This window comes from Streptomyces sp. HUAS 15-9, from assembly GCF_025642155.1.
Taxonomy (GTDB): Bacteria; Actinomycetota; Actinomycetes; order Streptomycetales; family Streptomycetaceae; genus Streptomyces.
The window spans coordinates 190,565-210,666 of record NZ_CP106799.1; the positions used below are offsets into that span (position 1 = coordinate 190,565).

The following is a 20,102-nucleotide window of genomic DNA, read 5'->3' on the forward strand; positions in this document are numbered from 1 at the left end:
CCTGTGGTCGCGGGACGGGCAGCGCTCATGAACGGGGTGACAGCAGCACCGGAAGTTCCGTGTGGCCGCTGGATATGAAGGACTCGAACAGCCCCAGCTCGCGAGGCTCGACGGCCAGTTCGAGGTGCGGGAACCGCTCGAAGAGGGCGGGCAGCGCGATCGTCGCCTCGCTCATGGCCAGCGGGCGGCCCAGGCAGTGGTGGACGCCGTGGCCGAAGGAGAAGTGCTCGTGGCGCGTGGGGCGGGTGGCGTCGAAGGTGTCCGCGTCGCGTCCGTGTGCGCCGGGGTCGCGGCCGGCGGCGGCGAGCGCGAGCAGGATCGGCTCCCCCGCGCGGATCACGGTGCCGTCGAGGTCGAGGTCCTCGACGGCGAACCGGAGCAGGATGTTGGCCACCGGTGCCTGGGAGCGCAGCGTCTCGTGGACCACCGCTTCCCAGGTGACGGTCCCCTCCCGCACCAGCCGGAGCTGCTCGGGATGGGTGAGCAGGGCGCAGATGGCGTGATCCAGGAGGTTGACGGTCGTCTCGTGCCCCGCCCCGATGATCAGCAGGAGGGTGTCCACGAGTTCCTTCTCCGTCAGTCCCTCCCCGTCCTCGTCGCGCATGGTGATCAGGGCGCTGGTGAGATCGGTGCCCGGGTGGACGCGCTTGCGCCCGACGAGGTCGTTCATCAGCCCGTACAGCTCGGCCTGGTTCTTCTGGGCCGTCTCCGGAGTCGTGGTGGTGGTGAACAGCACGTCCGTGACCCGGTGGAGGTCGTCGCGCTCACGGGCGTCCAGGCCGAGCGTCTCGGAGATCACCCGGATGGGCAGCTCGTAGGCGAACTCCTTGCGGATGTCGACGGGTTGGGCCGACGGCAGCCCTTCCAGCCGGGTCAGCAGCTCATCGGTGATCTCGGCTATGCGTGGTCTGAGGTCCACCGTGCGCCGGGCGGTGAAGGCGCCGGCGACCAGCTTGCGCAGCCTGGTGTGCTCCTCGCCGTAGGCGGTGAGCATGCTGCGCACCGACACCCACATGGCCAGCGGCCACGAGTCGTCGACCTCGCCGTTGATCCACGCGGGCCAGTGACGGTAGGCGTCCTTGGACACCCGCGGCTCGGCCAGCACCTGCTTGATCAGGTCGCCCCGGTTCACCGACCAGGCGTGCACGCCTCCCGGCAGGGCGACTTGGACGACGGCGCCGAGTCGCCTCAGCCGGGCCGCCTCGCCGTGAAGGTCCTGGCCGGAGGGGTCGAGCACCACGGGAACGGACGGATTCTGCACCTGCTGCCTCCAAAACGACGATCGAGCATAAGGGTAAAGAAAACCGCTGGTAAGGTTTTTTTACTGACCGCTCGCATAGATCAAGGAACGGTCAGGACTGTCGATTTGTTCTTCAATGCACCGAACGTCGCTTTGATCGATCGAAGTTGATACAGGATCAAACCGACAGAAACGGAATCTATGGTTCAAGCGTTCTTCGGACACTTGAACAATCCTTTACCTGGCTGGCGATAGAAGAAAACCGGTAGGTCCGTATCTTATTAGCTGTCGTCGAACAAAGCTTCAAGACGGGGGGTCTCCGATGGGTCTGCCTACCAGCCAGAGCACAGTCGAACTGCCCGCACTGCCTCGACTCACCACGACGGTCCCCAGGGAATACGTCCACCGCGCGAGCCTCGCGGAGGTCTTCCTCACGGGCTGCACGGCCCAGGACGACCTGAGGTTCTCCCTCACGGGTCAGTGGCCCCGGGCGCACACACTCTTCACCAGCCCCGACGGGAGCAGCCACGATCCTCTGCTCACCGCAGAGACGTTTCGCCAGGCCGGCATGTTCCTCGCCCACGCGGAGCTCGGCGTGCCGCTCCACCACCGCTTCGTGCTGGGCGACATCAACTACACGACGGCCCTGCAGAACCTGCGGATCGCGCTCAGCCCGACGGACTTCGACCTCGAGGCCAGGTGCACGGAGGTCACCTGGCGCCGGGGCATGGCCAGTTGGCTGCAGCTGGAGCTGTCCATCCGGCGCCAGGGCAACGTGGTGGCACACGGCTCCGGCAGCTTCTGCGTGATCCAGCAGGGCGTCTACAAGCGGCTGCGCGCGGCCCGCAAGCCGTGGTCGGGCCCCGCCTTCGACATCCAGGCGGACCGCGCCCCGCTCCCACCGGCGACCGTGGGCCGCGGCTCCACTGCCGATGTGGTGCTGACAGCCACCGACTCGCCCACCAGCTGGCTGCTCACGCCGCGCCTCGACCACCCGATCCTCTTCGACCACGCCGACGACCATCTGCCCGGCATGGTCCTGCTGGAGGGCGCACGGCAGGCGGCCTCCGCCCTGGTGGCGCCCCGGACGATGACTCCGGCCAGCGCGTCCAGCTCGTTCCGCCGCTACGTCGAACTCGACCGGCCCTGCTGGATCGACATCACGCGGGTGTCCCCCGAGAGCGGCGGAATGATGACCGTGGAGGTCACCGGCCGTCAGGACGACGAGACGGTGTTCACCTCGACGATCACCGGACCGGTCGGATGAGGGTGACAGCCACGGCATCGTCACACCCACTCCCCCGCCTACGAGACGTGCGGCCTGCGTTGAGTGACGTGCAGCGGACCGAAAGTCCGCTGCACGTGCACATTAGCGTGCAGCGGTCCCGTCCCATAGAGGATTAAAACCGGAAGGTCTGTTGTTAACGCGGCAGTCGCCAGGGCGAGTTGTACCGAGACAGGCAATCGCCGACCGGGCTCGACCGCGGCCACGCGCACGGACCGACCCCCGGCGGTACGTGCGCGTGGCCGACTCCCCGCACGGGAGGGCGTACCGGATGCGCCGCGACAGCGGCCGTCGTACGGACCCCGCCCGCACCGCGACCGCCGACCGAACCCCACCCCGCGACCGCCCACGACGCCTATTACGGCGTAATAGCCCGGCCGGGGTACGACTCTGTCGGCAAACGCCGCCCTACAGCGGCAGCGTCAGCCCGCCCTCCCGTACCTCCGGTGAGGTCGGTCCGCCCTCCGAACGCTCCGTCTTGCGCCCCTTCTTGCCCGGTGCCAGCGTGCGCGGGTCCACGGCCTCGGCCGGCGCCCCGGTCGCGTACAGCCCGTCGGGCACGGCGTCCCGGTCGTGCGGCAGCAGCCAGAACACCCGGCGCCGGAAGGTGCCTGAGGACCGCGACGGCTTGGCGCTGGGACCGAGCAGGGCGTAGCCGACCATACGTCCGTCGCGGTGGTAGGCGGGCCTGCCCTTGCGGGTGGGCAACCGGTCCAGACTCTGGCGTACGTAGTCCAGTTCCGTGATGTCCTCGAGCCAGACGAAGTCGACCTCGTGGATGATCTCGTCCTCTCCTATGAGGGCGCTCATGCTGTCTCCTCGTCGGCGACCAGTCCGATGCCCGGGTAGTACTTGCGCTGGTTGGACAGGATCATCTCCTTCGGAGACGCCAGCCCCACCACCTCTCGGACCCGCGCCGCGAAGGCCCGGGACGATATCGCCGGAGCCCCCTCATTTTGACACCACGTCTTGTAGGCCGCGTAGAGCTGGGCCTGTTCCGCTCTCAGATCCGGCCCGATACAGCACTCCTCCGACAGGAACCGCCCGGTGTGGTCCTCGGTCTCCGCGTACGCGGTGGTGGCGATGCGCACCCGCTCCGGACCGGCGAGGTCCTTCTCGCCCCTCAGATAGCGGCGGGCGCCCAGGATCAGCCAGTTGAGGATGCCCGGCCCTTCCTCGGTGACCAGCATGTCCGCCAGGTTGTCGATCTTGCGGTCGTCGGACACGACCCGCTCGAACGGGATCAGCCGCATCCGGCGCCAGAAGGCGAAGCCGCCGGTGCCCACCTCGGGCCGGTGGTTGCCGAGCAGCCAGAGCTTGTGGGTGGGCTGGAAGCTGAAGAAGTCCTGCCGCATCCGCCGCGCCTTGATCCGGTCGCCGCCGGTCAGCAGCTTCACCCGCGCCTCGTCGAACCGGTCCCCCGGCTTGACCTCGCTGCACACGATGACCCGCCGCCCGTGCAGCTCGGCCAGGTCGGTCGGATGCCCCTCGTAGGGCCGGGCCATCAGGAACCCGGGCGGCGCGGCGTCCGCGTAGTCGCCGACGAGCTTCATCAGCACGTCCAGGAGCACCGACTTGCCGTTCTTGCCGGAGCCGAACAGGAACGGCATCACCTGGCCGCCGACGTCCCCGGTGATGGAGTAGCCCAGCAGCAGATGCAGGAAGTCGATCATTTCCGCGCCCTCGGGCCCGTCGCCGAAGGTGTCGGTGAGGAACCGGTCCCAGCGCGGGGTCGGCATCGCCTGCGGGCCCGCGGTGGTGGAGCGGGAGTGGAAGTCCTTGTCCGGGTCGGGCGTACGGATCAGACCGGTGCGCAGGTCGACGATGCCGGCCGGGGTGCACAGCGCGTAGGGGTCGGCGTCCAGCCGAGCGGCGTTGAGCACCATGCCCGGCGCGGACCTGGCCTGGGTGAGCATCGCGTTCATGCCACTGGTGCTCAGCGCGCGCCGGCGGTGCTGCTGCAGCGCCGAGGCGCTGTGGGCGCCGCGCGGGTCGTCGGTCGCCAGGGACTCGGCCAGGTCCCCCGCGGCCCACATCACCGTGTCGTCCTCGTCGATCTGCCAGCGGGTGCTGTCCCAGCGGTACCAGCCGAGGCCGGGCACGTGCCGGTAGTCGTTGGAGTACAGCTTGACGAACAGTTTGGCGTTGCCACGGTCGCTGAGGGTGTCCGGCAGCAGCCCGTCAGCAGTGGCCTCCCCGTCCCCGCCCGTGCCGTGCCGGGGCTCGACGGCCTGCCGGGGCAGCTGGGCGCCGGGCTGGGCGAGGATCTGCGCGGCGACCGCCTGGGCGTCGAAGAGCGCGTTGTCGTCGGGGGTCACGCGCGGCCTCCCGGGGACAACGGACGCTGCCGGCCGGCGCTCAGACCGGAACGGATGATGGCGCGGTAGCGCCGCTGCTGCCCCGGCCGGGCATGCTCTGCGGCCTCGTCCAGCACCCGCTCGGCCTCCTCCTCGGTCAAGTGCCCGGCGGCGACCAGTCCCCCGGCGGTGTAGGCGGCCCGGTTGAGTTTCTCCGAGAAGCCCGCCCCTTCGGACACGGCGGCACAGGCGGCCACTTCGGCCAGTACGGCGCTCAGGGCCCGCCCCGCGGCCGCGTGCCCTCCCCGGCGGCCAGCACGGCCTGCCGGGCCCGTGGCGGCACCGGGCGCGGCACGGGCACGTGCGCGGGCGGCAGATGCCCGGTGCGCTCCAGCTCGCGGGCCAGCCAGCCCGGCAGCGGCGCGGGCTCCCGCACCGGCCCGACAGGCTCGTACACCCCTGCCGCGGTCACGGTGCCCGGGGCGACGATGTACCCGCCGTGCGCCCGTACGTCGACCTGCCAGGCCAGCGAACGGCCCCCGCCCGACCCGGTGGAGCACTGCCAGCGCTGTCCGCCCTGGGCCCGGTACCAGACGTGCAGGCCCCCGGAGGGCGTGCGCACGCGCAGGGTGTTCTCGTCGTCCGCGGGGCTTTGCTCGCCACGCAGAGCGGCCAGCACACCCATCGTATGGAAGCCGTTGGCGAGCCCGGTCAGATCGACACCGGCGGAGATCTCGATGCCCGGCAGCAGCCGGTCCCGCCCGGGCAGTTCCTGGGCGTGCGCGTCGATGTCCACGACGACCAGACTCGCGGGCCCGCAGGCGATTCCCACGCCGAAACGCGGGTTGGCCCCCCACCACTGCTCGACCCTGGCGTAGTCGAGGGTGGCGGCGTGGAACCCGTGGCACCAGCGCCCGGCGGCCGGGCAGCCGCAGTCCCGGTGGGTGTGCCCGGGCTCGCGGCAGGCCTCGCAGTTGCCCGCGGGCGTCTTGCGCCCCGGCGCCAGCGGGTGGACGGGCCAGCCCCGGCCGACGCACCAGCGTGCCGTTGCCAGCGATCTGGCGGCATCGCGCGGCTCGGGAGACGGCTGCCTTGAGTCGCTGCGCGGAACCCGCAGCTCAGCAGGCATCCACATCCCCCATCAGCGACTGAAGCGACTCAACGACTGAGACAGATTAGCGAACCACGCAGACAGAAGGGGACACAGGGAAAACAAAAAACCCTGCGTGTGTCGCCGAGTCGCTCCAGCGACTGAACGCAAATCCTCCAGCGACTCAAGCCACTTCGGTCGCTGTCTCAGTCGCTCAACGAAGTCGCAGGTCAAAGGGTACCCACACCCCAAAACAGCGACTGAAGCGACTCAAGGTCCCTATATATGACGTACACACGCGCACACGCGCACGCGCGTTAGCCTTCATATACCCGGACCTTCGGTCGCTTCAGTCGCTGTTTCACCCATGAATCCCCGCCTGACCAGGCCTTTTCCTTCAGCGACCGAAGGCGACTCAAGCGACTCTCAGTCGCTCCTCTTCAGTCGCTGTCCACGCCCCCACCACATGAACCCCCGATTCGGGCAGCGACTGAACGCACGCAGCGACTCAAGCGACCCTGCAGCGAACCTGGACCCACCACCCCTCCCCCACCACCGGGACCCCGCACCCAACCTGGTCCCACAGTCGCTTCGGTCGCTTCAGTAGCTGCCCCCGCCCGGGCTCTGGTCCTGCTTCTGGTCCTGCCCAGGCTCTGGTCACTGGACGCCCGGTCCGAGCCCGACCCAGAGGTCGTCGCTCTCGTGGATGACGTAGACCGGATCGGTCCTGGCCTTCCAGTCGACGGGAACGACGTAGTAGCGGCCGCCGCGTTCGATCAGGAGCCGCAGTCCCGTATAGCGGTACGGCATCCGCAGGTCCTTGCGAGCAAACTTCTCCTCCTGGACCCCGGGCGGGGGCAGGCTCAGCGGCCGGGTGCTGAGGAGCATCACGCTGGGCCAGCTCTGCACACGACTGGCGCGGACCCTGGCGTCCTTCTCCCCGAGTTGCAACGCGGTCTCGGTGAGCGCCCAGAACAGGCAGACGGCGGCGGCGAAGAAGAGCAGGCCCCAACGGCCCGCTCCCCCTGGCCGGCTGCCCTCGGCATGTGCGACCAGGCCCAGCAGGAATCCGACCGCGAGCGTGAGCGGGGCGGCCCATTCGTACGGCTGGATCCGTGACCAGAAGACCAGCAGCACCAGCCCGGCCGCCAGGACCACCGGGTAGACCCGTGCTACCGGAGCCAGGGCAGCGAGAGCCCGTTGAGCAGGCTGCCCGGACAGCGGACGCCGCATGACGTACCAGGGAGCGGTCGCCGCGATCAGGACGAGGACGACAGCCACGAGAACCGGAGACCGCAGCAGCTTCAGGCTCTGGAGCACCAGCGGGGCGAAGCCGAAGTCGAGGGAGTAGATCGAGAGATGGAAGTAGCCGTAGTACTGACTGCTATACATCGCCCCCAGATAGAACATCAGCGCGGCGATGACGGATGCCTGCGCGATGACGGTCTTGAGGAGTGCCGTGGGGCCCGTCGGCCGGCTCCCGACACCTGTCCGTCCGGGCTGGGGCGCCAGGTCCTCCATGGGCTCACTCACGTGCCCTCAGGGGGAGACACTTCGGGAGCGATGGGAGCCGCGGGAGACGGCGGCGTGGCGGACGGGGCGAGGCTGGGACCGTCGTCATGGTCGCAGTCGGTGCATGTAGGGGGCGGCGGCGGCGACGGGACAGCGGTGCCGCCCGCAGACGACGACGCCGGCCTCGGCGAGGGGACTTGGGCCGTGCCGGACAAGGACGGCGATGTCGTCGTCGGCGACGCCTCCGGGGTGCCGGCGGAGGGACTGGTGTCCGGCTTGTGATCGGAGTCGCGGCAGCCGACGACCACAAAAGCACCCGACAGGGCGAGCATGCAGACGATGACCATTCGTCCAGCCTTGCCCGACATGCGCCCTCCTTCGTTGCGTGCGAGAGTAACGCCGTTCAGGCAGCTGGACGGGACACCCGCACAAGGTGCCCAGCCGCATCATCCGAGCGGCGGACACGGGGGCTATTACGCCGTAATAGCCCCCGGCCCTACCCCCGGCCCTACCCCCGACACGGGCCGTCGACAACAGAGCCGGTGTCGTCCGCCGTGTCCGGGATGGTGGCGCAGACCTGCTTGCCGCTGTCGGAATCGGTCACGGTCACGTGCCCGCTCTTGTCGAAGGAGTCCTCTGCCCGCGCCTCGTACACGCTGTCGGAGGTCACCACCGACGAGTCCAGCGTGACGTCGCGCGGCGAGGTGCTGCACGGCGACGGAACGTATGTGGCCGCGCCGCCGGACCCGGGTTGGCTCGGATAGACGAAGGTCGGTTGCGCGGAGGCGGGGTCACAGCTGCGGGCCGAGTCCAGCGCCTCGCCGATGATCCGGCGACCGGCCGCATGCAGCCCATCGCTTGCCTCCTGTTCCTCGAAGGCCTCGCCCAGCAGCACGAGTCCACCTACGGCGCACATGGTCAGTCCTAGCCCGAACAGCCAGTTGGTCAGGCGCTTGGCAGTGGGCTCCCGCCGCGTCAGCGCGGCCGCCACGCCGGCCGTGAGGACGACCACCGCGCCGGCCCCGAGCAGGGCCCAGGCCGGCCCGGTCGAGATGGGCCCTGTGTTCAGTCCGTTGGGTGGCAACGGCTGAGCGATCACCAGGCGCCCCCGGTCATGACCGCCGCCCGCCGAACTCCCAGTCGTGCACCTCGATATCGGCGTACCGCTCCGCCGTCAGGATGGCGCGCGCCGTCTTTGGATCGGGCGCCCGGACCAACGCCGCCGTGCCCAGCCAGGCGGCGCCGTCGTCGGACAGCAGCGGCCCGTAGGCGATCAGCTCCTCCTGATCGGGCGGCACCGCGAGGTCGGCGGCCTGCCCCGTACCGAGTCCGAGGACCAGGTACCGGCTGCCGCCGCTCCGGCCACCGGGGAAGTCCCACATGGTGCGCCCCAGCATGTTGCGCCACCGCCGCAGCAGCACGTCCCGGTAGACGCCTGCCTGATAGTTCGGTTCCTCGAAGGCGAACGCACGAGCGGCGGCGGCATCGGGCAGATCGAGGATGTGCAAGCTTCCGGTGACGGTGTCGTCGTCGGCGAAGGTCGGACCCCGGGCGATCATCTCCTTGGCATACCGGTCCATGTAGGACCAGTGCTCTTCCAGCAGTTCGTCGCGCAACGGCAGGGAGCCGGGCCTGTCGCGGTGGTAGCAGAGGAACTCCATACCCACAGCCTCTCTTCAGGGAGGCGACCGGGTCGAGCGGGTTTCACAGCACTGGCCACCCGACAGCCTCAGGGCTATTACGACGTAATAGAGCCGCCCCCTCCCCCACCCACCCCGCTCAACGCCTGAGCACCTGAGCACCTGAGCGCCCGTCCACGCGGACTCAAGTCCCCCCGGTCAGGCTGCTCGCGGAAACGCGTCACACCCGCCCGGCAGCCGGAAGGAAGCCCGCCGATGGCCTCAGCACCGTGGAACTCGACGTTCGAGACCGTCCTCCAGCGCGGCCTGCCCGGGCTGGGCAAGGACAAGGCGCCCGTGGCCGATGAGCCTCTGGAGACCTACGGCCTGGACTCCCTGGCCCTCATCGGCATCGTCAGCGCACTGGAGTCCTCGTTCGGTATCAGCCTCGCCGGCCAGGTCGTCGTACCCGTCCGCAGCCTGACCGCCGGTCAGCTGTGGGGCATCGTCTCGGCCGCGCTCCAGCCCGCCTGGGACACCTTGCGCCCTGCCTCCCGCCGCGCCCCCCAGGGCCCTAGCCCCTGGGCCATCGCCTGACGCCGCCCACTCGCCACTCCCCCACTCCATCACTGCCCCACCCCATTACGGCGTAATAGCCCGGGCGTCCCGTTGATCCCGCCCCGGCTATTACGCCGTAATACGTCTTGGTACGACGCCCACGCACCCTCTGCCCCCCACTGGGACCGGCCAACTTTCCCTAACTAACGTGTCGGACGAGATTTTGATCAAGCACGTTAGTAAGGTAGCCCCCATGAGTTCTCCAGCCACCTCCAGTGACCGCGAGAAGGTCGTCTCCAAGCTGCCGGGTTGGCTCCGGCAGGACCTCAAAGTCAGGGCCGCCCAGCACGGCCTCGAGATCCAGAGCGCCGTCGAGGAGGGCATCACTGCCTGGTGCGCCCTCGCCTCCGCCCTGGAACCCGTCGACACCTCAGGTGCCGACTCCTTCTCCACCTTCCTCCCCCAGGGCCAGTGGGACGAGTTCAAGCGCACGGCCACCGATCGCGGGGTCTCCCTCATCCAGGGCCTCGCCCAGTCCGTCAGGCTCTGGCTCGACACCAACCCCGCCCCCGACGTCGTACGCCCGGCCGTCACCCGCCGCATCGTCGTCTGCAACCAGAAGGGTGGCGTCGGCAAGACCGCCATCACCGCGGGCACCGGCGAGGCGATGGCCGAGGACCCCAACAAGCTCCACCCGGTCCGCGTGGCCAAGCAGTTGGTCGCCGCCCTCCGTGCCGTCGAGACCGATGAGCCCGAGACCATGACCGACGACCCGCTGGACGTCGAGAGCCTCCCCGGCCTCGGCATGCGCGTCCTCCTGGTCGACTTCGACCCCCAGTGCCACCTCACCAACCAGCTCGGCGCAACCCCCGTGCCGATGAACGGCGACAGCCTCACCAACCATATGGCGGGCGACTCCAAGGGAGACCTCCGCGACCTCATCGTCTCCATCGACGACGACAACTTCGACGGCCGCCTGCACCTTCTCCCCGGCTGCAACGACGCCTTCCTCCTCGACGTGCGCCTCTCGGCCGTAAGAGCCCGGGAAGCCGCTCTCGAACGGGCCCTGGCCCCCCTGGAAGCCGACTACGACGTCATCCTCATCGACTGCCCGCCCAGCCTCGGCCTCAGCATGGACGCCGCCGCCTACTACGGCCGCCGCCGCGACAACGAGAAGCCCGGCCAGTCCGGAGCCCTCGTCGTCGTCCAGGCCGAGGACAGCTCCGCCGACGCCTACGAACTCCTCACCACCCAGATCGAGGACCTGCGCGCAGACCTCTCCCTCGAAATCGACTACCTGGGCATCGTCGTCAACCTCTACGACGGCCGCCGCGGCTACATCGCCACCTCCTCCCTCCAGGGCTGGGTGGACATAAAGGATCCGCGGGTGGTGGGCCTCGTCGGGGACCTGAAGGAACAAAAAGAAGCAGTCCGCATGAAGCAGCCGTTGTTGTCCTACGCCCCCAAGTCCCAGCAGGCCGTCAGCATGCGCGCCCTGGCCCGGGAGATCTCATGACGAAGAAGGCCGAGCAGCTGGGTGCCGGCCGGTTCGGAGCCTCGGCACGACCGGTCAGCGCCCGCCGCGCAGCCGTGGCCGCGGCCACCGGAGTCCCCACCGACGGAGTCGCCCCGCCCACCGAGCTCCCCACCCACCGCATCAGCCCGAACCCCGACAACCCCCGTTCCAGCCTCGGCGACCTGACCGAGCTCGCGGGCAGCCTCAACACGCACGGCCAGAAGCAGGCGATCACGGTCATGAACCGCGACACCTACATCAAGGCCAACCCCGAGCGCGAGGCCGACCTCGAGGCCGACACCTATTACGTCGTAATCGACGGCAGCAGCCGTCTGGCCGCCGCCCGCGAAGCAGGCCTGGCCACCGTCAAGGTCATGGTCAGCGACGACCAGGGGAGTACCTCCGAGGAACTCCTCGAGTCGGCCCTGGTCGCCAACATCCACCGACAGGACCTCGACGAGCTCGACGAGGCCAAGGCCCTCAACCGCCTCCTGGCCATCCACGGCAGCCAGACGGCCCTCGCCAAGCGCCTCCACCGTTCCCAGGGCTGGGTCTCCCAGCGCCTGGCCCTCCTGAGCCTCACCCCCGAACTCCAGTCCCGCATCGGCCACGACCCCATCGACCTCCTGCGCGCGGTCGGCAACAAGCCGGCCGACCAGCAGGAGACGGCCCTGGAGGAACTGAAGGCGGAACGAGCCCGCAAGGAGGCCGAGCGCCCCCCACAGAAGCCAGGCAAACGCCCGGCAACCACCCCACCGGAGCCCAAGCCCGAACCCCCCACCCATTACGACGTAATAGAAGACACGGCCCCCAAGCCACAACCCGACCCCGCCCCCGAACCACAACCCAACCCCACACCCACCGTCGAAGCGGACGCCCTGGTCCCCGAACCCCGCTCCGACCCCTCGAACCCCCCGAAACTCCCTTACGACGACGGCGCCTTCCTAGCCATGCACCTCATCCGCAAGATGACGGACACGGAGTTCGACAAGATGCTCAGCATCCTCAACGAACACCAGCGACAACGCGCGACCGCCGACAACTGACCACCACAGCGAGGGGCCCCTGCCGACCAAGGCAGGGGCCCCTCGCTCTACCTACGACCTATTACGCCGTAATAGCCCACGGAGAACCGGGGGAGTAGCCCCCAACCCACACCTGCGGCTCTCCCCGCGCCCACCCGCGGCCCGTCCCACCCCCCGCCCGGAACAACGCAAACGTGGCTGAGCCGGGGGAGTGGTTGATGGAAACACACGCGCGCCTGCCCGTTCGGCACACCCGCCGTTGTGGCTGACTTTCGGAAGCTGAGGTCCAGAAGGGGTGGCATGGGCAGCACGAAAAGGGAGACGGGTAACACCTCCTCGAGGAGCTACGCCAAGCCGAGCCGCAACAACCATTTCCCCGAACTACCCGCACTTCACTGCAACCTGACCCCCCACCACCCGCCGCCTGCGCGGCAACCGAAGACGGCCTCAGCTTCAAGTAAGAGAGCGTGCACCCCCCAAACCCACGCTGACCTGCGAGAACGCTACCCCCGACCCAGTTCCTAGGAACTGCCAGGCAGTTCCTAGGAACGTACACACGGTCTGAGGGATCGTGGGCCAACGATCCTAGGAACGTGGCAGATTGACTTCACGTTCATGAAGGCGGCCCAGAAAACCGCCTTTCACGCCGTCCGGGCGGCACTCGAGATCCGGTCGAGAAGTCCAGCGACACGTCCCTCCGGGCAGGGCTCATCGACTTCTTGTTCATGTACGTTAAGTTCATGAGGTCGGCCTGGAAGCCGCCCTCATGAACGTTTCAGCAACCAGCCTCGGAGGCCCTGTTGGGAACAGCGCGCAGACTGCTGGACGCTGACACCGGCGAGATCGTCCCCTATGCGCCGTACGCCTTCTCCGGCAGGCACACCCAGGTCGACAAGGCTCGGGTGGAGGCGATCACCGAGAGCAGGGCCTTCACGCCCAGCCAGAAGTTCCTCGTCCTGTGGTGGATCGGAGTGTCACCGGAAGGCATGGAGCCCCTCAAGGCCACCGGCGCGGACATCGGCCAGCGGGTCGGCATGTCCACCGATGCCGTGGGGAAGGTCAACCGGAAGTTGGCCAAGCACCGCATCCTGATCGTCCGCGGCCGCATCGGAAACTACAACTTCTACCGGATCAGCCCGTACATTGCTTTTCACGGGACTGGGATCGAACAGCGCGAAGCCATCAAGACCTGCAACCCGCCGGACATCCCCGGATTCGACGAGTCAACCCCTGCACGGTGGGAGGCAAAGTGAACAACACCAAGGACATGACCCTCCGCCTGCTGGAACACACCGCCGGCCTGCCCGCCAACCAGCGCCTGATCCTGATGCTCTACGCCGCGCACCCCACGGACCGTGCCGGCACGGTCAGCAAGACGGCCGCCGAGCTGGCCGACGTCCTCGGCATGTCGCCCACCGTCTTCTCCCGCACCCGCCGCCAGATCGTCGAGTCCGGCTGGCTGGAGGAGTCCGAGCGCCTAGGCCACATCCGCTACTACCGCCTGAGCCCCAAGGCCACCGGCGAGGAGGTCGTCGTACCACTGCGCCGGGCGACCTGACCCGACCCCGTCCTGGTGGACTTGGCTGATTGACCTGAAGTTCATCAGCCAAGTCCACCAGGACGCCCCTCAGTGCATCACCGTCAATGTCTGCGCCCGCTTCGACTGCGCATCAGGCGCAGGCGCCTCGGACGCATTGGCGGCGCTACTGAGCCGCGAGCCGTAGGCCGGTGACCAGTTCGACGGCTGTCTCAACGGGGGAGCGGGGGAGGAGGAGTTCCGCGCGGTGTGTCGATAGGCAGCCGTTCCGCGCGACGTCCGGCCAGAGAGTGAGTGGCGGGCGGTAGAACCGAGAGGCGCCCGGGGGCGACGGTGAAGACGGTCAGGAAAGTGGAGGCGGGCAGCCGCTGGGTGCTGCCCAGCATCGGCCAGGGCGAGATCGGCGGCTCGGGTCAGCACCGTCTGTGCCGCCTCAACCAGGCTGCATGCCCGTACCGAGACAGCGAGGTACGGGGTGGAGTCCGCGCACGCACCCCGGCTTCCACCCCGTTGCAAACGGCCTGTCTGGGGCTATCGGCTCGATGAGCTGGGGAAGCCACCGGGAGCGAGGGTCTATTACGCCGTAATAGCGACCGGATGGGCTCCTGAGGCAGGGGAGGGGTATCTGACCGGGTCAGATGGAGAGCGGCGCATCGCCGCCGTCCGGAAGACACAGCGCAAGCCGCTGATGGAGGCGGTCTCCCCCCGCTTCCAGCCCGCCACCCGCTCCGCCGCGCGCTGAACACCGGAGTGACCGCCCTGCCCGTCGCCGAGGAGATGGCCGCCTAGGCTTTCGCCCGGCACTGGCACCGGCACAACCCAAGGAGCGCGAACGTGTACGACCCCGCACCGGAGCACCCGTACCCCGACGCCCACTGGCCGGACGACGCGCCCACACCGCACGCACTGCTCGCGCCCGTGCTCGGTTTCCTGGGCACATGGCACGGCCGGGGCCAAGGGGGATACCCAACGCTCGCCGGGGACTTCACATACGCACAGGAAGTCACCTTCAGCCACGACGGCCGCCCCTTCCTCCGCTACGAGGCCCGGGCCTGGCTGCTCGACGCCGACGGCGCGCCGCTGCGCCCGGCGGCTCGGGAGAGCGGATGGTGGCGGCTTCAGCCCGACGGTCGGGTGGAGGCACTGATCACCCAGCCCACCGGCGTCGCCGAGATCGCGGTCGGCCAGGCGGCACAGGAGACGGTCGATCTCTCCACTCACGAGGTGGCCCTCACACCCACTGCCAAGGTAGTCAACGCCACCCGCCGCCGCTACACCCTGACCGACAACGACACACTCACGTTCGTTCACGACCTCGCGGCCGTCGGCCGGCCGCTACAGCACCATCTCTCGGCAACCCTGCGACGCACGCGGTAGGCAGTACCTCGCCGGCACCGTGACTTCACTGCCGATCCTTGCGTTCCGCGACCGGACAACACCACGAAGGCCGGACAGCAGGGGAGGGCACCCACGATGGCCGACATCGGCAACAGCCTCGACGATGCCGCCATCGAACACCTCACTCGTCCTGTCCCCAGGTCCCCGTCGGCTCAGATGGGTCTCCTGGTACGGCAGTTGAAGGACACCGGCCCGTGGCCGGAGCCGGCGGCTCTGCCTCTTCTCGTCCTGCGCGGCGTTCAGGCGGAGTTCAGGCGGCGGCGGACCGTGCCCGTAGGAGAAGCGCCCTACCGGCTGTAGCAGTCCGATCCCTCGGCGGCGTGGCCCGATTCGGCACGTGACGCAACGACGCTCCACCGGTCCCAACGTGCGGGTGGCTCTCGGCACGGCGAGCTGATCGTCCGTAGGGAAAACCCTGGAGGAACGAGCAGGCGCTTGTCCCGGCCGCTCCGAGGCGCTTCACTGGGCGCATCCCCCACAGGAGAACACCCAAGCTCACCTGGAGAAGGGTTCGTTCTTTTGTCAGCCATACGCGCCACCGCCGTCACCGCGGCGGCCTGTGCGGCCGTGCTCGCCACGGCGATGCCGTCCTCGGCCATCAACTCGTATAACGCTGTGCCCGCTCCCGAACGCACCGAGGTCGGCGCGCTCGTGGCCACCTGGGACAACGACGGCGACCCCGCGACCCCGGACCGGGTCGACTGGGTCTGCTCCGGCACCATGATCGACGCGGACACCTTCCTGACCGCCGCGCACTGCACCACCGACTGGCCGGACAATGTGAAGTTCTACGTGTCGCTCGACCAGGACGTGCAGGCCGGCCTCGACGCCGCCGCCCAGAAGTACCCCGGCGACCCGGCAGCCCAGGCGGGGGCCGTCGCCGTCCAGGGCACCGCCCACAGCCACCCCGGCTTCCCCGGGCCCGCCTCCGACCCCCACGACATCTCGGTGATCGAACTGCCCGCCGCGAAGGTGAAGGCCCGCTGGGCCTTCACCCCAGCCACCCTGCCCACCACGAACCAACTCGGCGCACTCGGCCCACAGGGTCTGAACGCCACCGACTGGTTCGTTGCCGGATACGGCACCCAGGAAGCCGCCAACGGCCCCGGCGGGCAGACCCACCCCGGCGGCGGCGTCCGCATGAAGGCGCCCGTCACCTTCGACGCCCTCAACGACTCCTGGGTACGCCTGGCGATGACCGCTTCGCAGGGCAACGGCGGTGCCTGCTATGGCGATTCGGGCGGCCCCAACTTCGCGGTGTTCGGCGGCAAGAACGTCCTGGCCGCCACCACCATCACCGGTGACACCCCGTGCTACGCGACGAACGTGACGTACCGCCTGGACACCCCCGGCGCCCGCGCCTTCCTGTCGCCGTTCGTGAAACTCCCATAGCCCGCGCCGACCCGTCGCCCGCCCGGTACACAAGGTGCTGGCGACGGGGAATCGGCGATGAGGTTTGACGGGGACGGAGCGACCTCTCCGGAGCCGAGAGCGGTCGGCGCCCGCGCCTTCCTGTCGCCGTTCGTGAAACTCCCATCGCCCGCGCTGATCGACGCCGAGACTCAGCAGGTCCTGGACTTGCTGCCTGGACGTGACGCCGCTACCCCGGCTCCGTGGCTTCGGGCTCATCCCGGAATCGAGGTCATCTGCCGCGACCGCTCCGGCGGCCCGCCGCCGGCCGGCCCGCAACCCGGACCCGAACATGCGGGCACCGTCGAATCGTCATGACCCAGGACACCAAGAACAGCCACTCGCGCCCCGTCACCTGGGTCTTTCGGCACTGCCCGAAGGTGGTCGCCCGGCGCCTCGGCCTCCTGCCATCGTCGCTGTGCATTCCGCGCAGGCGAGGCAAGGGAGGGACGGCCCATGAGACGACTACTCGCGGTGGCGACAATCACCGCGGTCGCGCTGGGACTGGGGGTGACAGTTGCCGAACAGGCGTCTGCGGCCACGCCCACATGCAACGGAGTGGGGGACGCCTGGACCGGTGACGCGGGGCCCATCAAGATCCCGTCGTACAACTCCGGGGGCACACAGAACCTCGACTGCAACATGGTCAAGGGCGTTGTGAGCTCCGCGGTGAAGAACCTCCAGACTGAGCTGAACCACTGTTTCGCCGACAAGATCGGTGCCCAGCTCACGGTCGACGGGATCTTCGGCACCAACACCTACAACGCGCTCAAGAAGGCCCAGTACGCGGCCGGTACCACGGCCGACGGCGTCTACGGACCGCACACCCGGCACGCCTTCGCCATCACCCGCGGCTGGTGGTCCGGGACGACGTGCCTGTGGGTGGACGCATGAGGCCGCGCATCCTGGCCCTCGCCGCGGCCGTACTGACCATGATCCTGTGCGCCACGTGGGCGCAGGCTGCGCCCGGCACAGCGGCGGACGACACGCAGGGGGCACGGCACACGCGACTCGATCCGGACGCGGTGCGCGAGTCCGTGGCGTACCTGAAGGAGACCTACCACGTCTCCGACGCCGAGGCGCTGCGCCGGCTGCAACTGCAGGCCGACGCACAGATCCTGGACAAGAAGCTCAGGAAGGAGCGGCCGGGGGCGTACGCCGGAATGTGGCTGGACCAGGACCACGGCGGCGTTTTGAGGGTCCTCACCACCAGCGGCTCCGCCGTCGCGCCCTACATCCGGGCCCTGGCGGACAGGTCCCATGTGCGCACGAGGACCGTCACTCACTCCCGGGCCGAGCTCGACGGGATCGTATCCCGCCTCGAGCGGACGGTCGGCGGCGGTCCCGACTCGCTCTTCATCCCGGCGGTGTCGATGATGGAGAACAAGGTCGTGCTGTGGCGGCGCGACTGGGTGGCCGACGCCAAGCGGTCAGGAACATGGAACAAGCTGTCCAACCTGACGGGGCGTCCCGCGGCGACCGCCGCGGCGCGGACCGACGCCGTCGCGCACGAACTGGCCCGCGGCCGTGCCGCGTTGGCGGCGCAGCCGCGCGGGCTGGTGGAGGAGCGCCGGCTCGACCAGCCCCAGCAGGCCTTCACTCCGTACGTGGACTGGGGCTACTGCCACCCGCTGTACTGCTCCACCAAGTACGGGCCCATGCGCGGCGGACTCCGCCTGAACATCAAGCGTGACAACGGCACCTGGGGCGGCTGCACCTCCGGCTTCAACATCCGCTCCAAGGGCGGCACCACCTACAACAACTGGGCCTGGGTGCTGACCGCCGGTCACTGCGTGGCCGGGAAGACCAACAACACGTACATCAACCACAACGGCTACCCGATCCTGAAGCAGCACGCGCCGAACGCCGCCCTCGAGGTCAACTCGTATCCGTACGACTTCGTCATGCTGCCGTACATCAGCGGCAGTTACTCGCAGACCTGGCTGGACAACTTCTCCGGGAAGAACCGGGTGATGAAGTACTGCCGCAACGGCGGCCAGGACAGCGACTCGGACACGCCGTGCGGCACCCAGGCGACCACGGCCGACCAGTGGATCACCGGCTACCACAACTTCAGTGAGATCAACCCCGGCTGGGTCGCGTGTGCCACCGGCACCGGGTCGGACTCCTCGAACTACCCCGAGTCCTACGACAGTGGCGCCGGCGACGGCTACCTGGTCGGAACGCGCTGCGGCAAGGTCATCTCACCGAAGGACGGCGTCGGCATCTGGACCGACATCTGCGCCCGCAAGGGTGACAGCGGTGGCCCGCTGTTCAGCCAGATCGACAAGACTGCATACGGAATCCTGGAGGGCAGCTACCAGTCCCGGACGGGCCCGTGCTACTCGGGCGAGATCAACAACTACGTTCCGATCAGCACGATCTACCGCTACACGGACAACGTCGCGGGCGCGACCTACCGCGTGATCACGTCGTCCACCGGCTGACCGTCACACCCCTACCGGCCGGACCGCCCTGCGGCCCGGCCGGTAGGGGTTCTCCGACAGCAGCGCCGTCCCGAGCGGCGTGAGCGCGTGCAGCACGGTGTTGCGATGCCGGAGCGAGCCGATCAGCCCCGCCTCCCGCAGCACGCAGGCGTGCTCACTGGCCGTCGGGGCCGAGATCCCCAGCCGTCGGGCCAGCTCGCCCGTGGTGCAGCCGTCCTCCACCGCCCGCAGCGCCGCCGCCCTGGTCCGCCCCAGCAGCGCGTCCAGACCGTTCCGACGGGCGGCGCCGTCCTGCTGTCCGGCCCCCGCCCACCAGCCGGGACCGCGGCCGATCGGATACACCAGCACCGGCGGCAGCGAGGGATCGATGAGGGTGACCGGGGTGCGCCAGCAGAACACCGACGGGATCAGCAGCAGCCCGCGCCCGTCCAGGAAGATGTCACGGGTCACCGGGTAGTCGGCCTCCAGAACCGGTGACTTCCAGCGCAGCGTGGGACCGAATCCGGCCAGTAGCCCCTCTGGGCCGCCGTCCAGCAGCGAGCGCGCCCGCAGCGCCCGATCGGCCTCCACATGGGCCTGGATCCGCGGCCACACCGGGGCGATCAGACTCTGGTGACAGGCGCGCAGGGCGGCGCCGAGCGCGTTGAGCGCCTCGCCGTCGCCGGTGGCGATCCCACCCGCCCACGAGGGCTGACGGCCGAGGACCCGTATGTCGGTGCGCAGCGTGCGCCGCGGCGTGGACAGCACCATGTCGAGGCCACTGTCGAGGTCGCTTCCGGCCATGCGTGGGGTGAGGAAGTCGGGGAAGTCGCCCCTGGGCGGGGCGAGGGAGCGCAGCAGTCGGGGCTGCCAGGCGGGTAGCCGACGCAGGCCGCTCAGGGCCTGCTGACGCCACGGGTCGAAGACCGCCCGGCCCTGACGACTGCCCAGTAGAGTCGCGCCGAGGACGAGTTCCCACAGGACGTCGGGTCCGGGTGCGACGCTCGTCCGCACCAGATCGTCCCTCGTGAAATGCAGCCTGAGCATGGCGGCCCCCGATTCCCCCGAAACGGCCGCCCCCGGCCGACGCCCCCGAAGAGTACGGTCTGCGACGACACCGGACATTCCCCTGCCCCCGGCCCAAGACAGATGGCCCGCCAGACGCCCCCGCACCGGCCTTCGGATCGTC

At 69.2% G+C, this 20,102-nt stretch carries 19 protein-coding genes and 1 pseudogene; 12 read left to right on the forward strand and 8 right to left on the reverse strand.

All coding sequences use genetic code 11. From position 1 onward, the window contains the following. Nucleotides 1-25: 25 nt before the first annotated feature. Nucleotides 26-1,261, reverse strand: a complete 1,236-nt coding sequence (locus N8I87_RS43140; protein WP_263217315.1) for a cytochrome P450 family protein — start codon at nt 1,259-1,261, stop codon at nt 26-28. 301 nt (nt 1,262-1,562) lie between these two features. Here N8I87_RS43140 and N8I87_RS43145 point away from each other — a divergent pair, with 301 nt between their 5' ends. Continuing rightward, the gene (locus N8I87_RS43145; RefSeq protein WP_263217317.1) at nt 1,563-2,507 is read left to right on the forward strand and encodes a ScbA/BarX family gamma-butyrolactone biosynthesis protein; all 945 of its coding nucleotides are present in this window, start codon (nt 1,563-1,565) and stop codon (nt 2,505-2,507) included. A gap of 426 nt (nt 2,508-2,933) precedes the next feature. On the opposite strand, the gene N8I87_RS43150 is transcribed toward N8I87_RS43145, so the two are convergent. From N8I87_RS43150 to N8I87_RS43165, 4 genes and pseudogenes are all read right to left on the reverse strand, one after another. After that, nucleotides 2,934-3,335: a DUF6009 family protein gene (locus tag N8I87_RS43150; RefSeq protein ID WP_263217319.1), complete on the reverse strand. Its 402-nt coding sequence runs from the start codon at nt 3,333-3,335 to the stop codon at nt 2,934-2,936. After that, nucleotides 3,332-4,843, reverse strand: coding sequence for a DNA primase family protein (locus tag N8I87_RS43155; RefSeq protein ID WP_263217320.1), 1,512 nt, complete (start codon nt 4,841-4,843; stop codon nt 3,332-3,334). The genes N8I87_RS43150 and N8I87_RS43155 overlap by 4 nt, the downstream gene beginning before the upstream one ends. Next, nucleotides 4,840-5,951, reverse strand: a pseudogene (locus N8I87_RS43160) (bifunctional DNA primase/polymerase). The gene N8I87_RS43155 and the pseudogene N8I87_RS43160 overlap by 4 nt, the downstream one beginning before the upstream one ends. 618 nt (nt 5,952-6,569) lie before the next feature. Continuing rightward, on the reverse strand, nt 6,570-7,445 hold the full coding sequence (locus N8I87_RS43165; protein ID WP_263217321.1) for a hypothetical protein: 876 nt from the start codon (nt 7,443-7,445) through the stop codon (nt 6,570-6,572). A 30-nt stretch (nt 7,446-7,475) separates the two neighbouring features. On the opposite strand from N8I87_RS43165, the gene N8I87_RS43170 reads away from it, so the two are divergent. Further along, entirely contained in the window at nt 7,476-7,706 is a 231-nt protein-coding gene (locus N8I87_RS43170) for a hypothetical protein (RefSeq protein WP_263217322.1), read from the forward strand. Between the two features lie 226 nt (nt 7,707-7,932). On the opposite strand, the gene N8I87_RS43175 is transcribed toward N8I87_RS43170, so the two are convergent. Beyond that, nucleotides 7,933-8,523 carry a hypothetical protein gene (locus tag N8I87_RS43175; protein ID WP_263217323.1) on the reverse strand — a complete coding sequence of 197 codons (591 nt, stop codon included), beginning with the start codon at nt 8,521-8,523 and terminating at the stop codon, nt 7,933-7,935. Nucleotides 8,524-8,536: 13 nt separating this feature from the next. Beyond that, on the reverse strand, nt 8,537-9,085 hold the full coding sequence (locus tag N8I87_RS43180) for a YciI family protein (RefSeq protein WP_263217324.1): 549 nt from the start codon (nt 9,083-9,085) through the stop codon (nt 8,537-8,539). Between the two features lie 234 nt (nt 9,086-9,319). Here N8I87_RS43180 and N8I87_RS43185 point away from each other — a divergent pair, with 234 nt between their 5' ends. The 10 genes from N8I87_RS43185 to N8I87_RS43230 all read left to right on the forward strand — a co-directional run bounded on the left by N8I87_RS43185 (nt 9,320) and on the right by N8I87_RS43230 (nt 18,934). After that, entirely contained in the window at nt 9,320-9,640 is a 321-nt protein-coding gene (locus N8I87_RS43185) for an acyl carrier protein (RefSeq protein WP_263217327.1), read from the forward strand. 214 nt (nt 9,641-9,854) lie between these two features. After that, a complete protein-coding gene (locus N8I87_RS43190) occupies nt 9,855-11,117 on the forward strand; it encodes an AAA family ATPase (protein ID WP_263217329.1) in 1,263 nt (420 codons plus the stop codon). Continuing rightward, nucleotides 11,114-12,163, forward strand: a complete 1,050-nt coding sequence (locus N8I87_RS43195) for a ParB/RepB/Spo0J family partition protein (protein WP_263217330.1) — start codon at nt 11,114-11,116, stop codon at nt 12,161-12,163. Before N8I87_RS43190 ends, N8I87_RS43195 begins: the two co-directional genes overlap by 4 nt. A 779-nt stretch (nt 12,164-12,942) precedes the next feature. Further along, the gene (locus tag N8I87_RS43200) at nt 12,943-13,395 is read left to right on the forward strand and encodes a MarR family transcriptional regulator (RefSeq protein ID WP_263217331.1); all 453 of its coding nucleotides are present in this window, start codon (nt 12,943-12,945) and stop codon (nt 13,393-13,395) included. 14 nt (nt 13,396-13,409) lie between these two features. Continuing rightward, entirely contained in the window at nt 13,410-13,700 is a 291-nt protein-coding gene (locus N8I87_RS43205; protein ID WP_263217399.1) for a cyclic nucleotide-binding domain-containing protein, read from the forward strand. A gap of 813 nt (nt 13,701-14,513) precedes the next feature. After that, nucleotides 14,514-15,056 carry a heme-binding beta-barrel domain-containing protein gene (locus tag N8I87_RS43210; RefSeq protein ID WP_263217332.1) on the forward strand — a complete coding sequence of 181 codons (543 nt, stop codon included), beginning with the start codon at nt 14,514-14,516 and terminating at the stop codon, nt 15,054-15,056. Nucleotides 15,057-15,152: 96 nt separating this feature from the next. After that, nucleotides 15,153-15,377 carry a hypothetical protein gene (locus tag N8I87_RS43215; protein ID WP_263217333.1) on the forward strand — a complete coding sequence of 75 codons (225 nt, stop codon included), beginning with the start codon at nt 15,153-15,155 and terminating at the stop codon, nt 15,375-15,377. Between the two features lie 219 nt (nt 15,378-15,596). Beyond that, the gene (locus tag N8I87_RS43220) at nt 15,597-16,469 is read left to right on the forward strand and encodes a trypsin-like serine protease (RefSeq protein ID WP_263217334.1); all 873 of its coding nucleotides are present in this window, start codon (nt 15,597-15,599) and stop codon (nt 16,467-16,469) included. A gap of 474 nt (nt 16,470-16,943) precedes the next feature. Continuing rightward, entirely contained in the window at nt 16,944-17,381 is a 438-nt protein-coding gene (locus N8I87_RS43225; RefSeq protein WP_263217335.1) for a peptidoglycan-binding domain-containing protein, read from the forward strand. After that, entirely contained in the window at nt 17,378-18,934 is a 1,557-nt protein-coding gene (locus tag N8I87_RS43230; RefSeq protein WP_263217337.1) for a chymotrypsin family serine protease, read from the forward strand. Before N8I87_RS43225 ends, N8I87_RS43230 begins: the two co-directional genes overlap by 4 nt. 3 nt (nt 18,935-18,937) lie before the next feature. Here the strand turns inward: N8I87_RS43230 and N8I87_RS43235 are convergent, their stop codons facing one another. After that, complete coding sequence (locus N8I87_RS43235; protein ID WP_263217339.1) at nt 18,938-19,960, reverse strand: winged helix-turn-helix domain-containing protein; 1,023 nt, start codon at nt 19,958-19,960, stop codon at nt 18,938-18,940. Nucleotides 19,961-20,102 lie beyond the last annotated feature (142 nt).